At 66.5% G+C, this 14,518-nt stretch carries 8 protein-coding genes; 5 read left to right on the forward strand and 3 right to left on the reverse strand.

All coding sequences use genetic code 11. The features are described from left to right. The 5 genes from gcvT to PHW99_RS11300 all read left to right on the forward strand — a co-directional run. Positions 1 to 953, forward strand: a 953-nt coding sequence (gene gcvT, locus PHW99_RS11280; protein WP_300177184.1) for a glycine cleavage system aminomethyltransferase GcvT, incomplete at its 5' end; no start/stop codon positions are given. A 41-nt stretch (positions 954 to 994) separates the two neighbouring features. Further along, positions 995 to 1,372, forward strand: a complete 378-nt coding sequence (gene gcvH / locus PHW99_RS11285) for a glycine cleavage system protein GcvH (RefSeq protein ID WP_300177187.1) — start codon at positions 995 to 997, stop codon at positions 1,370 to 1,372. Between the two features lie 118 nt (positions 1,373 to 1,490). Then, positions 1,491 to 4,385 (forward strand): aminomethyl-transferring glycine dehydrogenase, encoded by a 2,895-nt coding sequence (gene gcvP / locus PHW99_RS11290; protein WP_300177190.1) that lies wholly within the window; start codon positions 1,491 to 1,493, stop codon positions 4,383 to 4,385. A gap of 427 nt (positions 4,386 to 4,812) precedes the next feature. Beyond that, on the forward strand, positions 4,813 to 6,276 hold the full coding sequence (locus PHW99_RS11295) for an aminoacyl-histidine dipeptidase (RefSeq protein ID WP_300177193.1): 1,464 nt from the start codon (positions 4,813 to 4,815) through the stop codon (positions 6,274 to 6,276). Between the two features lie 101 nt (positions 6,277 to 6,377). After that, positions 6,378 to 6,584, forward strand: a complete 207-nt coding sequence (locus PHW99_RS11300; RefSeq protein WP_300177196.1) for a hypothetical protein — start codon at positions 6,378 to 6,380, stop codon at positions 6,582 to 6,584. A 36-nt stretch (positions 6,585 to 6,620) separates the two neighbouring features. On the opposite strand, the gene recD is transcribed toward PHW99_RS11300, so the two are convergent. The 3 genes from recD to recC form a co-directional block, all read right to left on the reverse strand. After that, complete coding sequence (recD, locus tag PHW99_RS11305; protein ID WP_300177198.1) at positions 6,621 to 8,450, reverse strand: exodeoxyribonuclease V subunit alpha; 1,830 nt, start codon at positions 8,448 to 8,450, stop codon at positions 6,621 to 6,623. After that, positions 8,444 to 11,992: an exodeoxyribonuclease V subunit beta gene (gene recB, locus PHW99_RS11310; RefSeq protein WP_300177200.1), complete on the reverse strand. Its 3,549-nt coding sequence runs from the start codon at positions 11,990 to 11,992 to the stop codon at positions 8,444 to 8,446. Before recB ends, recD begins: the two co-directional genes overlap by 7 nt. Further along, positions 11,989 to 14,518: exodeoxyribonuclease V subunit gamma (recC, locus tag PHW99_RS11315; RefSeq protein ID WP_300177202.1), on the reverse strand; the 2,530-nt coding region annotated here is incomplete at its 5' end. The genes recC and recB, both read right to left, overlap by 4 nt.

The raw sequence follows: 14,518 nt of genomic DNA on the forward strand, positions 1-14,518 counted from the left end.
TGGTCGGGCCGGAGGCGGCAGCGGCTTTTGAGAGCCTGATACCGGTCGATGTGATCGGCCTGCCCGTGGGCAAACAGCGCTACGGCCTGCTGCTCAATGACGACGGCGGCATCATCGACGACCTGATGTTCTTCCGCAAAAGCGCCGACGAGTTGTTTGTCATCGTCAACGGCGCCTGCAAGGTCGGCGACATCGCCCACATCCAGGCCAGGATCGGCCAGCGTTGCCAGGTCATTCCCATGCCCGAATATGCCTTGCTGGCCCTGCAGGGTCCGCAGGCGGTCATCGCACTGTCCCGCTTGGCGCCCGGTGTGGAAAAACTGGTGTTCATGACTGGCGGCAACTTCACGGTGAACACCGGCACGCAGCACATCGACGTGTTCCTGACGCGCAGCGGCTACACCGGTGAAGACGGCTTCGAGATCTCGGTGCATGAATCCCAGGTGCTGGCGCTGGCCAAGGCACTGCTGGCACAGCCCGAGGTCAAGCCCATCGGCCTGGGTGCCCGCAACTCCCTGCGGCTGGAAGCTGGGCTGCCCCTGTATGGCAATGACATCGACACCAGTACCACGCCGGTCGAAGCCAGCCTGCAATGGGCCATGCAGAAAGTTCGTCGCACCGGTGGCGAACGGGCCGGTGGTTTCCCTGGTGCCGCCCGCATCCTGGCGCAGCTCGCAGGTGAGAGCATCAGCCGCAAACGGGTTGGCTTGCTGGCGCTGGAACGGGTGCCGGTGCGTGAACACACCGAACTGCAGGACAGCAACGGCCAACGTCTTGGTGAAGTCACCAGCGGCCTGCTCGGCCCCACCATCGACCAGCCGATTGCCATGGGGTATGTGCCGACCACATTCGCCACCCTGGGCACCCGGGTCAATGCCATCGTCCGTGGCAAACCCGTGCCCATGGAAGTGGTGGCCATGCCGTTTGTCCCCACCAACTATTTCCGCGGTTAATTTCTTTTTTTCACCTGACATCACTGACTGGAGTTTTTTTCATGAGCATCAAATACACCCCCGACCACGAATGGGTCAAGATCGACGGCAATCTGGCCACGGTGGGCATCACCCACCATGCCCAGGATGCACTGGGCGACGTGGTGTTTGTCGACCTGCCCGAAGTTGGCAAAACCTACGCCAAGAAGGATGCTGCGGCTGTGGTCGAATCCGTCAAGGCAGCGGCTGACGTGTACATGCCCGCCAATGGTGAAGTCACGGAAGTCAACGAAGCCCTGCGCGCCGACCCCTCACTGGCCAACTCCGACCCGCTGGGTGCCGGCTGGTTCTTCAAGGTCAAGTTGGCCAACCCGGCTGACCTGGACGCCCTGATGGACGAAACCAGCTACACCAGCTACGCGGCTGACAACGCCCACTGATTGCCAGCGGCAGCCCCGCTGCCGCACCTGTTCGGGCCGAGCCTGTCGCCGCCCATTTTCATTTCCTGACTCGCCCGCCCTTCGACAGGCTCGGGGCGAGCGGTTGACCGAGCTTGCCATGTCCCACACCCCTGCCCTTGCCGAACTGGAAAACCCGTCTGAATTCATTGCCCGCCATATTGGCGTGGATGCGGCTGATGAAGCCCTCATGCTCCAGGCCGTTGGCGCCCCGTCGCGCGACGCCCTGATCCAGGAGATCGTGCCGCGCGCCATTGCCCGCAGCCGCGCCATGGACATCCCACCGGCCATCACCGAAGCCGCCGCGCTGGCTGAGCTCAAGTCCATCGCCGCCAAAAACCAGCTCTTCAAAAGCTACATCGGCCAGGGTTATTACGGCACCCACACCCCCGGTGTGATCCTGCGCAACATCCTGGAAAACCCCGCCTGGTACACCGCCTACACCCCGTATCAGGCCGAAATCAGCCAGGGCCGGATGGAAGCGCTGGTCAACTTCCAGACCATGATTGCCGACCTGACCGCCATGCCCATGGCCAATGCCTCCATGCTCGACGAAGCCACTGCCGCCGCCGAAGCCATGACGCTGGCCATGCGTGTCAGCAAGTCCAAATCCAGCACCTTTTTTGTCGATGAAGAGGTGCTGCCGCAAACCCTGGAGGTGATCCGCACCCGCGCCGAGCCGCTGGGCATCAGCGTCAAAACCTGTCGCGGTGACGACGCCCTGACGCAGGACAGTTTTGCCGTGCTGCTGCAATACCCCGGTGTCAGCGGCGTGGTGCGTGATGACCGTGAGTGGATTGCGGCCTACAAAGCCAAAGGCGGCGTGGTCATCATGGCCGCCGACCTGCTGGCCCTCACGGTATTGGTGCCGCCAGGTGAACTTGGCGCCGACATCGCCATTGGCAGCACCCAGCGCTTTGGCATGCCCATGGGCAACGGTGGCCCGCACGCCGCCTACATGGCTTGCCTGGACGCACACAAACGCTCCATGCCAGGGCGCCTGGTCGGCGTCAGCGTCGATACCCATGGCAACCCTGCCTACCGGCTGGCGCTGCAAACCCGCGAACAACACATTCGCCGGGAAAAAGCCACCTCCAACATCTGCACGGCGCAGGTGCTGCCCGCCGTGATGGCCAGCATGTATGCGGTGTACCACGGCCCCCAAGGCCTGCAACGCATTGCCCTGCGGGTGGCCCGGTTCACGGCCGTGCTGGCTGCTGGCCTGAAAGCCATGGGTTATGCCGTGGCCCATGCCACGGCATTTGACACGCTGACGGTACACACCGGCGATGCTACTAAATCAATAGCTACAAATGCAATCAATGCGCGGGCTAACCTGCGATTTTCTTCACAAAATTCATTGGGCATCTCACTGGACGAAACCACCACCCGCGCCGACCTTGAGCAGCTCTGGGGCTTCTTTGCCAAGCCCGGTCAGAGCGTTCCCAAGGTGGCCGACCTGGAATCAGTCACCAGCGACCTGCTGCCCGCCGCCCTGCGCCGCACCAGCACTTACCTGACCCACCCGGTGTTCAACAGCCACCACAGCGAAACCGGCATGCTGCGCTACATCCGCCGACTGAGCGACTTTGACCTGGCGCTGGACCGCAGCATGATCCCGCTGGGCAGCTGCACCATGAAACTCAACGCCACCAGCGAGATGATTCCCATCACCTGGCCCGAGTTTGCCCATCTGCATCCGTTTGCCCCGGCCGACCAGCGCCAGGGCTACGCCGAGCTGGACGCCCAATTGCGCGCCTGGTTGTGCCAGGCCACTGGCTACGCCGGCATCAGCCTGCAGCCCAACGCGGGCAGCCAGGGGGAATACGCCGGCATGATGGCCATCCGTGCCTTCCATGAATCACGTGGTGAAGCCCACCGCAACATCTGTCTGATCCCCAGCAGCGCCCACGGCACCAACCCGGCCAGCGCCACCATGGCCGGCATGAAGGTGATCGTGACCGCCTGCGACGCACAAGGCAATGTCGACATGGCCGACCTCCAGGCCAAGTGTGAACAGCACAGCGCCAACCTGGCCGCCATGATGATCACCTACCCCAGCACCCACGGCGTGTTCGAGACCAACGTCAAGGCACTGTGCGCACTGGTGCACAGCCATGGCGGCCGTGTGTACGTGGACGGTGCCAACATGAACGCCCTGGTCGGCCTGGCCGCTCCCGGCGAATTTGGCGGTGACGTCAGCCACCTGAACCTGCACAAGACCTTCTGCATCCCGCACGGCGGCGGCGGCCCCGGTGTGGGCCCGGTCTGTGTGGTGCAAGACCTGGTGCCGTTCCTGCCCGGGCATGCCACAGGCGGTCTGGCGACCCAGGGTGTGGGTGCCGTCTCGGCCGCGCCGCTGGGCAACGCCGCCGTCCTGCCGATCAGCTGGATGTACTGCCGCATGATGGGCGCCGACGGCCTCAAGGCCGCCACCGAAACCGCCATCCTGAGCGCCAACTACATCAGCGCCCGCCTGAAAGACCACTACCCCACGCTCTACACCAGCGTGCCGGTGGACGGCAAGCCCGGACGGGTGGCGCACGAATGTATCCTGGACGTGCGCGCGCTCAAGGACAGCACCGGCATTGGCGCTGAAGATGTGACCAAACGCCTGATGGACTACGGTTTTCACGCGCCCACGTTGAGCTTCCCGGTGCCCGGCACGCTGATGGTCGAACCCACCGAAAGTGAGACACTGGAGGAGCTGGACCGCTTCATCAACGCCATGATCGCCATCCGCGGGGAAATCGCCCAAGTCGAGCAAGGTGTCTGGCCGCAGGACAACAACCCCGTGAAAAACGCCCCCCACACGGCCGCCGCCTTGCTCGGCGCCGATTGGGACAAGCCCTATTCACGTGAGCTGGCGGCGTTCCCGGTGCCGGGTCTCAAGCAAAGCAAATACTGGCCGCCCGTGGGCCGCATTGACAACGTCTACGGCGACCGCAACCTGTTTTGCAGCTGCGTGCCGCTGGACGGCCTGCCCACGAACTGACCCCCTCTGATGCGCCAGGTTCGTCGGCCCCAAAAGCCGGCGAACCGGCGCCCAGTCAGGCGGCGGGCCTCACACCCTCACGGGCTTTTGACAAAAGAGAAGACCGCCAGGTGATTGCCTTCACTGTCCCGAAAACCAAACCCACGAGGCGCCCAGGCGTTACGGGTTGCCCGCTCCAGGCTGGCGACTGGGATTTCGATGGCACTGAATCTGATGGAGGGTGAATGCAAATTGAAGCCTCTCATTTTGGTTTCAGGTTCTGGGATCAGTCCTCGGCATACCACGGCAAGTTGTGCCAAAGCGTGGTGGACGCCACGGTCCGTGGTGTATTGTCGTGACAAACCGCGCTATCAGTCCTGGTCCTGTCCCTGACTGACAATAACCTCTTTGTCCCCCTCAACCCACCTGTTTGCGCAAGAGCAACCCCATGACATCCACAGCCATTGCCTCCTTGTTTGACACCCTGCAACCCGCCCCGGTCTGGGCCCATTTCGCCACCCTGTGCGCCATGCCCCGCCCCTCCAAAGGCGAAGCTGCTCTGGTTGAGCATTTGAATCACTGGGCGCAGGCCCGCGGGCTGGCCACGGTGATCGATCCCGTGGGCAACCTGATCGTGCGCAAGCCCGCCAGTCCCGGGCGGGAATCCAGCCCCAGCGTGGTCCTGCAGTCCCACCTCGACATGGTGTGCCAGGCCAATGCCGACACCCCGCATGATTTCCTGCGTGATCCGATCACCCCCGTCCTGCGTGATGGCTGGCTGGTGGCCGAAGGCACCACGCTGGGCGCGGACAACGGCATCGGCGTGGCACTGATGCTGGCGGTTCTGGAAGATCCCCAGCTGGTCCACGGGCCGATTGAGGCCTTGTTCACCGTTGATGAAGAAGCCGGCATGGGTGGCGCCCAGGGGCTGGCCGCCGGTGTGCTGCAAAGCCGGCTGATGCTCAACCTCGACACCGAGGAATGGGGTCAGTTCTACCTGGGCTGTGCCGGTGGCGTGGATGTGAATGTGCAGCGCGCGGGCCAGTGCCAAGCGATCCCGGATGGCCACCTGGCCATGCGTCTCGACATCCATGGCCTGCGTGGCGGGCATTCCGGCCTGAACATCCACGAAGGCCGGGGCAACGCCATCAAGCTGCTGGTCCGCATCCTGCGCCAACTGGAACGGCGTTGGGGCCTGCGGCTTTCGACTCTCAAAGGTGGCACGGCCAGAAACGCCTTGCCACGCGAAGCCTTTGCCACGTTCACTTTGCCCGCCGAGGCAGCAGCGGCGCTGGGCGACGAGCTGGCGCAATGGCAGGTGCTGCTGCGCCAGGAACTGGCCGGTGTGGATGACAGGGTCGGTGTCACTTGCCAGCCGTGGGCGCTGGATCAGGTGATGAGCGCCCCGGACCAAGCCTTCTGGCTGGCCACACTGCACGCAGCGCCACATGGGGTGCAGCGCATGAGTGTGCAGGTGCCCGGGGTGGTTGAAACCTCCAACAACCTGGGCACGGTTGAGGTGAGCCCGCAGACCGGGGCCTGCAACTTCATGGTGCGCTCACTGGTGGACAGCGCCGCCCTGGAAAAGGCCAACGAAATCGCCAGTCTGCTGGCCCTGTCGGGTGTGGCCGCAACATTGTCGGACCCCTACCCGGGCTGGCGGCCCAACCCGGCTTCGCCGCTGCTGGCCCTGTGCCAATCGGTCTACCGGTCAGCATTCGCAGCGGAGTCCAGCACCCATGTGATCCACGCCGGGCTGGAATGCGGCATCATCGGCAGCAAGTACCCCGATCTGGACATGGTGTCCTTTGGCCCCACCATCCGCGGCGCCCATGCCCCCGGCGAGTCGGTGCAGGTGCAGTCGGTGGCCCACTGCTGGCAGCTGCTGACCGCGATCCTGGCGGCGATCTAGACACAACCTTGACTTTTGCGTTTGCAATGCGCCCTGAGTTTCGTTAGCATGACCTGCGTGGACAAGCAATGCGTTTGATGATTCATAGCAAGGAAGCCACCATGACAACCCATCAGAACCCCAGGGACAAACAAGAGCCGCACACGGGCAAAGTGGACAACGATGCCAACAAACTCGGACATCAAAAGTCCACCCAGCTGAACCAGGGGCAGCGCACGCCGGACAGCCGCAACGACCGCGAGGCCCATGTCGGCGGCGCCAACCAGTCGCAGTCACGCCGCGGGCCAGCGGGCTCCGGCAAACACTGAAACCCCACCGGGTCTTGCCTGCGGGCGGGCGGCGCCTTAACTGGTGAGCCCGCCGCTGCGCAAAATCTTCTGCGCCGCCGCCTGGCGCAACACACCGGCTTGCGGCACCACCAGCGTCAGCCGCTGTTTGGCGCGGGTGATGCCGGTGTAAAGCAACTCACGGGTGAGCACCGGCGCCGTGCGCTCGGGCAACACCAGGGCCACATGGTCAAACTCCGACCCCTGGGACTTGTGCACCGTCATGGCAAACACGGTTTCCACCGCGTCCAGTCGGCTGGGCAGGACCCAGCGCACCGCGTGGCCGCCCTGCGGACCGGTATCGGCAAAGGCCACCCGCAGGCCGCGCGCGGTGGGCAGGCACAGGCCAATGTCACCGTTCATGAGCTGCAGGTTGTAGTCATTGCGCGTGACCATCACCGGGCGCCCGGCGTACCAGCCGTCCAGCGGCAAGCCCAGGGCCTGGGCGATGACCCGATTGAGCGCCAGCACGCCCCACGGGCCTTCCCGCAAGGCGCACAGCAGCTGGAACTGGCCCAGTGTCTGCAACAACCTGAGCGCCTGGGTGTCGCTGCAATCGCCCGCCTCAGCCCCACGCAGGTCCGCCAGGGCCTGCAGCCAATCGCCCCAGCCCGCCCGCACCAGTGCCGCCAGCCGGCTGTCTCCCGCATGACGTGGCTCCAGCCGCGTGACACTGGTACCGTCTGGCGCCGACCAGGCCGGGGTGGCTGACCACAAATCGGCCACCGCCGCGCGCTCACCAGCGTTGACAGCGCTGGCCCACTGACCAATCACACTGCTGGCGGCAAACCGGTGGCTGTGGCGCAGCATCACAGTCTGCTGCGCCAGCGCCGAACCCGCGCCCGCCCAGGCGCTGACGTCCTGGCCGCTGTGCTGCGCCATCCAGCGCACGCTGTCGGCGTCGTAGTTGCCTGCCTGGGCGCCATCACACAGCTGGCCCATCACCGCCCCGGCCTCGACCGAGGCCAACTGGTCCTTGTCCCCGAGCAGGATCAGGCTGGCGCTGGGCGGCACCGCAGCCAGCAAACGCGCCATCAGCTCCAGGTCGATCATCGACGCCTCGTCCACCACCACCAGATCCAGCGCCAGGGCTGGCGGCGGGCTGGCCTGCACGGCAGCGCGCACTTGCAGCAGCTTGTGCAGGGTTTGCGCCTGGGTCGGGATGGACACCTGCATGGCCGCCGGCAACTGTTGCACCGCCCGCGCAATCGACTCACCCAGCCGTGCCGCCGCCTTGCCGGTGGGTGCCGCCAGCGCCATGCGCAGGGGCCGCCCGGACTGCGACTGCAGCAGCGCCAGCAGCCGCACCACGGTGGTGGTTTTGCCCGTGCCGGGGCCGCCGGTGATCAGCGTCAGGCGCGCACGCGCCGCCAGTGCACAGGCGACTTTTTGCCAGTCAGGGCTGCTGCTGTTGGCCGTACCGGGAAACAGGCGATCCAGCGCGGGCGCCAGCGTGTCCGGCACCGGGCACGGCTGCGCCAGCCGCAAGTCAATGGCGGTGCGGATACTCTGCTCGGCCTGCCAGTTGCGCCGCAGGTACAGGCGCTGGCCGTCCAGCACCAGCGGGCTGCCCGCGCCGCTGATCCATGGCAGGCTGGCCGCAGCAGACGCCAGCTGCGGCGGCAAATCCGCTTGCAGGCGCGCATCCCAGCCCAGCGCGGACACGCCGTGTTGCTGCAATGCAGTCAGGTCCAGGCAGGCGTGGCCACGCCCAAACTGGTGGCTGACCAGCGCCGCGAGCCAGCCGTGGCGCGCATCGCCGCTGGGCTGGGCCTGCTGCAGAAAGCGGGCAAACGCCCGGTCCAGCGCGGTCAGCGGCAGGCCAGCTGCCTGGAGGTCGTTCAACATGCGGCCTCCTCCACCGCCGTCTGGCGCAGGGCGTCATCCAGCGCCTGAATCAGCGCCTGCGGCGGCAGCAGCGGCAGCAGGCCAGCGCCAGGCTGGTCGATGCCGCGCAAAAACAGGTAGAGCGCGCCGCCGACGTGTTGCTGGTAGTCATAACCCGGCAGGCGGCTCTTCAGCAGGCGGTGCAGCGCCAGCACATACAGCGTGGCTTGCACGTCGTAGCGGTGGGCCAGCATGGCCTGCCGCAAGGCCTCGGGCGCATACCCGCCCAGCCGGTTGGACTTGTAGTCGAGCACGTAGTAGCGCCCTTCATGCAGCAGCACCAGGTCCATGAAGCCGGTCAACATGCCTTGCAGCTGGCGGCGCTGCAGCGGCGCACGGGCCTGGCCGGGCCAGACGTGGCGGGTGATGAGCTGGTCCAGCGCCACGCTGCCCAGGCTCTGCACCGGCAGCGTAAAACCCATCTCGGGCCACAGGTCAGCTGCCTCAATTGCTCCTAATTGAATAGCTACATGTGCTTTATTGGTCTGGGCTAGAGGCAGATTTGAGCACACAATCTGGCGAATCCAACCATCCAGCCGGGCGCACTGCTCGGCCGGCAGGCTCAGCCGCTGGCTGTGGCTGTCCAGCAGCGCGGTCCACTCGGCGTTGCCGGTGTCGGGCTGCGCGACTGGCCAGCCGCGCCGGGCCTGCCACTCCAGCAAGTCATGCAGCAGCGTGCCGTAACGGCTGCCGGCCGGAAAGTCGTTGAAGGCCGGTTCGGTGCTCAGCAGATCGGCGGCGGACGCCGCCAGCGGGGTGGGTTCGGTGCGGGCATCGAGCTGGGCGTCCAGCCACTGTTCGTCCAGCTCGCTGGTGGGGGTTGGCGCCCGCTCCGGCACCAAGCCGTGGGCCAGATCCCGCGTCAGGGCGCTGAAGCTGGCGCTCCACCAACCCCGCGCCAGCAGGCGCTGTGGCTGCCGTGCCCCCTTGGCGGTTTTCAACTGCTGCGGCGGCTGGTAGACGTCCAGCGTGGCCGCGGGTGCGGTTTGCAGCAGCACCCCGTCACCGGCCCAGGCCTGCAGGCGCGGCCACAGGTCGTCGGGGGCGCGCCGCCCCAGCAGCGCCGACAAGGCGCTTTTGACCTTCGGTGTCGTGCCATCCACATCACCGCGCACCGGCGCCACCCCCAGCCACAGCGCCTGTTTGGCGCGGGTCAGCGCCACGTAGAGCAGGCGGATGTCTTCACTCAAGCGCTCGCTGTCGGGGCGGCCGCTGTCACTGGCCTCGTCACGGTAGTTCGAGATGAAGGGCAGGAACACCAGCGGGTATTCGAGCCCCTTGGATTTGTGCAGCGTCACCACCTGCACCAGCGCCGCGTCGCTTTCCAGCCGCAGCTGGGCGCTGTCGCCGCTGGCTTGCGGGCGGCGCAGCTGCTCTTCCAGGTAACGGATCAAGGCGCCCTCACCCTGCAGTTCCAGGCTGGCGGCTTGCAGCAGCTCACCCAGATGCAGCAGGTTGGTCAGGCCACGCTCGCCCTGGCTGCTGTCTTGCAGCAGGCGGGCGGCCAGGCCCTGGTCGTGTAGCAGACGGTACAGCATGGGCAAAAAACCCTGGCTGCGCCAGACACGCTGCCACTGCAAAAACTGCTCCACCAGCGTATCCCAGGCGGCCTCATCGGCCAGTACCGCGTCCAGCGCCGGCCAGCTCAAGCCCCAGGTGGCCGTGGCCAACGCAGCGCGCACCAACCGGTTGTTGCCGGGGCTGGCCACGGCCCGCAGAATGCGCCACAGATCCGTGGCCTGCTGGCTGGCGTAGACGCTGTTGCGCTCGGACAGGTAGACACTGCGCACGCCGCGTAACGCCAGGGCGTCGCGGATGGCGGCAGCCTCGCTCCAGTCACGCACCAGCACCGCCATGTCGCCCGGCTGCGCCGCGCCGCTGTGCAGCAGCGTCACCATCTGGGTTGCAAACACGGCAGCCATCTCGGACAACAGCACGGGTTTGGTCGCCGGTTTGGCCAGCGGCAGGTGCCAGACCGTGAGCGCAGGCTGTGCCTGACCCGCCACCTGCAAGGGTTGCACCTTGGGGTTGCAGGCACGAACCGGCACAAATGGCACGCTGCCAAACGGCGCCTGCGCCTGACTGAAGATGTGATTCACCGCCGCCACCACCGCCTCGGTAGCACGGTAGTTGCCCGGCAGGTTGTAGATGCCCTGGGCCTGCAAACGCGCCTTCAGGTAGGTGGCCAGGTCAGCGCCGCGAAAGCTGTAAATGGCCTGTTTCGGGTCGCCGATCATGATCAACCCTGCGTCTGCCGGGCCGGGCTGGCCGTAAATCTGGTCAAGACTGCCAAACTGCCAGGGGTCGGTGTCCTGGAATTCATCCACCAGCGCCACCGGGTACTGGGCGCGGATGGCGCTGGCCAGGCGGCCATCCGGGGCCTGCAGGGCGTGGTAGAGGTTTTTCAGCAGGTCGGAAAAATCAAACTGCGCGGCCTGAGCCTTGGCGCGCTGGTAGGCACGGGCCACTTCCTGCGCGGCATGGGCCAGCAGCGCCTGGGCCACATCGGGCTCGGCTTGCAGGTGCTGGTGCAGGGTGTCGAGCTGGACCAATACCGGCCAGCTGTCCGTTCCGGCCCAACCTTTGTCTTGCAGCGTGCTGGCGGTGAAACGCGCCAGCGTCTCGGGTTTGATGTCCTGCCCCTGTACCCAGTCGGCCATCTGCGCCAGCCAGCCAGCTAGCCAGTCGGCGCGGTAACCCTTGATGCGTTTGGCGGCAGCGGCGTCGCTCACGCCCTGCGCCACCTCGGCTGTCCAGCCGGTGCGGGCCACGGCCTCCAGGGCCAACCGCTGCTGTTGCCAGGCGGACCAGTGCGTCAGCACCTCGTTGGGCGCGGGCGGCGGCGCAGCAGCAGGCGCCGGGGCGCGATCGGCATTGCGCCACAGGCCCTTGAGCTGCTCCAGCAGCGCCTGCGGGGTGTCACCCACCGCGTTCAAGGCCGCCAGGGTGGGCACGTCCAGCGCATAAAACCACCGGCGCCAGTAGTCCTGCGCGGCCACCAGTTGCAGCCGCTCGCTGTCTTCGACCCGGCGCTGCTCAAACAGGCTGGCGCTGTCAAAAGCATGGGTCTTGAGCATGCGGCTGCTCCAGCCATGGATGGTGAAGATGGCGGCCTCGTCCATCCACTGCGCGGCCAGGTCCAGCCGCTGGGCACACTGCGGCCACTGGCTTGCGGCGATCTGCTCGCGCAGCTGGTGCAGGAACGGGTCGCCCTGCCCTTGCTGGCCGACGGCAAAAAACCGCGCTGACTCGGCCAGCCGCTCACGGATGCGCTCGCGCAGTTCGGCGGTGGCGGCCTCGGTGAAGGTCATGACCAGGATTTGCGGCGGGTATAGGCCCGCGCCCAGCTCGGGCGCGTCCGCACGGTGGCCCAGCACCAGGCGCACGTACAGTGCCGCCAGCGTCCAGGTCTTGCCGGTGCCGGCAGAGGCCTCGATCAGTTGCAGGCCGCTCAAGGGCAGCGTCAGCGGATTCAGCTCGTGCTGCAAGGGGCCGACGTTCATGGCGACCCCTCCTGCGACATGTCCAGTCCAGCCAGCAGATCGCCATACAGTTCCTGCGCCCAGTAAGGTAGCCCCTCGGCCAGCGCCGCGTCGCTGGCAAAAGCGCGTTGCAAGTAGACAGACGTTTGCCATTCACCACCGCGCGGCCCGGCATCAAACACCTTGCGTGCTTCTTCCCAGGCGTCTTTGCCGGGTTTGCCAGCCGCCAGCAGCTGCTGGTTGTGCTGCTCGGTCAACAGATAGGCCCAGGCGGTCTTGCAGGCCACCGGCAGCACAGCGGCCCAGGCCTGGGCATAGGCCCGGGCCAGCCGGTTCAGCACGGCCAGCGCGGCATCAGCGCTCAGGGGCCGCAGCAGCACCTGGCCGTCCACCCCCAGCTGCACACTGGTCACGACCAGGCCGCTGGCACAGGCCGCCAGGTGCCGCACCCACAGGCCCACCAGCACGTGGCCGCGGGCCGCCGCCGCACCTTTTTGGCCCTGCAGCACGGCGCCGGTGCGGGCAGCCAGTTGCAGGCAGGGGCTGCGGCTGCCCATGGTCTGGCCGCGCAAGTCGGTCAGGGTGCCGCTCAGGGTCAGGCCGCCGTCCAGCACCAGGTCCACCGGCTGGGCCGCCAGCGGCTCGGGGTAGTGCTGCCACCATGGCTCCTGCGCCTGCAGCACGGTTTGGGCCTGGTCCAGCAGATGGGCGGCGGTGCGCTGGCCAAAACCGGCCAGCGGCAGCGCCCCGGCGCCCTGCAGACGCGCCAGCGCCTGGGCGTCACCCGCCGCCTGCAGCAGGGCCTGACCGGCCTGGAAGGCTTGCAGGGCGTTGAGGGCAAAGGGTTCGTCTTCTTGCTCCAGCTCGTCCGGCTGGTCGAACTCTACCTGCAGCCGGTGGCGGAAAAACACCTCGACCGGTTGGCGCAGCAGACGCTCCAGGTCGGCCAGGGTCAAGCTCCTGGGGGCTTCGGCCAACGCTTGAGGCGCTATTGTTTCAATAGCTATCTGAGCAGGTTCCATCCGGGCTAGAGGCCGAATTTGTTCCCAATCGGCATCAAAAGTGTCAAACCCTGAACCGGCTTCAAAATACACGGATGAAAACGGTTGCAGCGGCTGAGCCTGGGCTTGTCTGGCCGGGCTCCAGCAGCTGTTGAGGTAGTCCAGCAGCTGCGCCACCAGCACCGAGGGCGGGCGTGGGCTGTTGTCACTGGCGCTGTGGCCCTGCCAGCTGACGTAGAGGGTTTGCCGGGCTGACAACAGCGCTTCGAGAAACAGGTAGCGGTCGTCCTCGCGGCGCGAACGGTCGCCAGCGCGCCAACTGCCGGCCATCAGGTCAAAGTCGCGTGCGCTCTGCACCCGGGGATAGGCGCCGTCGTTCATGCCCAAGAGGGCAATCACCTTGAACGGGATCGAGCGCATCGGCATCAGGGTGCCAAACTGCACACCGCCGCCAAAAAAACGCTGCTGCAAGCCGGACTCGGACAGCTGGGCCAGCCAGTGTTCACGCACCACCTCCAGCGGCAAGGGGTTGGTGAGCTGGGCGTCAGCACAGGCTTGCAGCCAGACTTCCAGGGGCGCCAGCAAGTGGCCGATGGCGCGTTCATCGGCCTCGTCATCGGCGGCAAAAAAGCGCGCCACCAGGGCCTGCAGGGTCTGGCCCCATTGCGCCGGGGTTTGTTCAGCCTGCAGTGTCGGCAGGGTTTGTTCAATGGCATCGAGCCAGTCGAGCAAGCCGGCCGCCAGCGGCGCGTCCAGGCCGCTGAGCGCGGGTTGGGCCAGGGTGTCGCACCACAGCTCGGCGCTGCCTGCGCCAACGGCGTAACCCAGCAGCAGGCGGCGCAGGCCAAAGGCCCAGGTGTTTTGCGCCAGCCCGGAGGCCCCGGCGGGCAGACCCCAGGCCTGGCGGTGGTCGGCGTCCAGTCCCCAGCGCACACCGGCGGCGCTGAGCCAGGTTTGCAGCTGCAACACACCGGCTTCATCCAGGCCAAAACGCGCCCGTACCGCCGCGACTTCAAACAGGCCCAGCCAGTCGGCCAGCGACAGGCGTGAGCTGGGCAGGTTCAGCAGCTGCTCCAGCGCCTGCACCAGCGGGCTTTGGCGCGCCGTGGTGTCGGCCACCGAGAACGGGATGTAGCGTGGCTGGCCCGGCGTGAAGCGGCCAAACACAGCGTGGATGTGCGGCGCAAAAGCGGGCATGTCGGGCACCATCACCATCACCTCGCGCGGCTGCAGACTGGGGTCTGCCTCCAGCCAGGCCAACAGGCGGTCGTGCAAGACTTCGAGCTCACGCTGGGCGCTGTGGGCGCTGACCAGACAGATCGAGCCGTCGTCGGACTGGGCCAGCGGCTCGGGCGGCGGCGGCTCCAGGTTCAGGATGGCTGACTGCAGTTGCGCCAGCTGCGAGGCGGCCGCGCCGTCGGCAGCGGGGTCGACAAACAGGTCCACCCGGCTCCAGTGGGCACGGTAGTGTTCGGGCTGGTCAAAGCCGTCGAGCAGGTGCAGGTAGTCACGTCCCTGTTTGCCCCACGAGGCCAGCAGCGGGTGG

The organism is Rhodoferax sp., from assembly GCF_028689305.1.
Taxonomy (GTDB): Bacteria; Pseudomonadota; Gammaproteobacteria; order Burkholderiales; family Burkholderiaceae_C; genus Rhodoferax.